1 protein-coding gene is annotated in these 1576 nt (G+C 27.8%); it reads right to left on the bottom strand.

Annotation, left to right across the window (positions count from 1 at the left end; all coding sequences use genetic code 11):
- Positions 1–104: 104 nt before the first annotated feature.
- A complete protein-coding gene (locus tag G3997_RS03420) occupies positions 105–1283 on the bottom strand; it encodes a cation diffusion facilitator family transporter (RefSeq protein ID WP_296648137.1) in 1179 nt (392 codons plus the stop codon).
- Between the last annotated feature and the right edge of the window lie 293 nt (positions 1284–1576).

The raw sequence follows: 1576 nt of genomic DNA, 5'->3' as shown, positions 1-1576 counted from the left end.
TATATAAGTTGTAGCGACATTTAAGTATGGAGCGAAACTTATAWATTATACTCGAGCGAGCCAACTATTAAACTAAAAAAAGTATGAGTTTTACCCCATACTTTTTAATGATAATCCCTATCTATAGTTATAAAACAATTATACTCTGGATGTACATCCTTTATAGCATTAATTATATCTTCNCTTAACTCTTCCTCAGTCATAATCTTAATCATCTTATCATTATCAACTACAACATCAAAAATTAAGTTTTGATTTTCTCCATGACCTACTACTCTAAAGTCATGCATTGATTTTATAAYTGGATTRTACTTTATTATTTTTTCTACTTCACTTCTTATATATGCTACTTCCTCAGTTTCAACACATATAGGGTCCATGTGTATTACTAAGTGAGTTTTAAACTTTTCTGATATTTCTCTTTCAGCTKYATCTATTATATCGTGTATAGTCATTATATCTATATCTGCTGGTATTTCTGCATGAACAGATGCTATTGACTTTCCAACTCCGTAGTTATGAATTATTAAATCGTGCACACCTTCTATATGCTCATATGATAATATTGCTTGGTTTATTTGCTTAACTAATTCAGGATCTGGTGCTTCCCCAAGTAATGGACTTATAGTTTCTTTAATTAATGAGTATCCTGCATAAAGTATTGCAACAGATACTAAAATACCTGCATATCCGTCTATTGGAAGATTTGTAAATTTAGATGCTAAAAATGCTACTAAAACAGTACTTGATGTAAATACATCTCCCATTGCATCTACTGATGCAGCCTTTAGTGCTGATGAATTTATTTTATTCCCCATAAATTTATTAAATTTACTTAACCATACTTTAACAAGTATAGATATGAATAAAAGTATAAATGGTATTATTTCAAATTTTATAGGTACTGGATTTAGTATTCTATCTATTGATGATCTTACAAATTGAATACCTACAAGCATTACCATAAATGCTACTATTAAAGCTGATATATACTCAAGTCTACCATGTCCAAATGGGTGTTCCTTATCTGGTGGCATACTTGCAAGTTTAAACCCTACTATTGTTATAATTGATGATGCCATGTCTGATAAGTTGTTAAATGCATCTGCCATTATTGCAATACTTGATGTTAATAAGCCAACTGAGAATTTTACTGCAAATAATATAAAGTTTGCTATTATTCCAACTATCCCACCTAAGTATCCATATTTACTTCTTACGTCTTCATTTTCGATATTTTCATTGTTTTTTATAAATGTATTTACTAATAATTTAGAAAGCATAATCTCTCCTCTCAATTTATATATATTAAATCGATATTTGTAGCTATTTATATTTTGTTATTTATTCTTTACTAATACTATCATATAATAACCTCTTTTGAAATATTCATAAGTTTTTTAGTGTCAAATTTACATAYAAATTCATATATYATAATAAGTATGATAGTGCTTAGGAGTTGATATTATGTATGAAATAGCAAAATCACTTTTAAATGAATATGTTGAAATTTACACTTACTTATCTTTAGATAAATTATATGGAGAATTAATAGTTGCTACTCCTTATGAAGTAG

Origin of the sequence: Romboutsia sp. 13368 (assembly GCF_018336475.1) — a bacterium.
In the GTDB taxonomy this organism is placed as follows: Bacteria; Bacillota; Clostridia; order Peptostreptococcales; family Peptostreptococcaceae; genus Romboutsia.
Note: the sequence above shows the minus strand (reverse complement) of the source record. Positions and strands in the feature narration are given on the sequence as shown.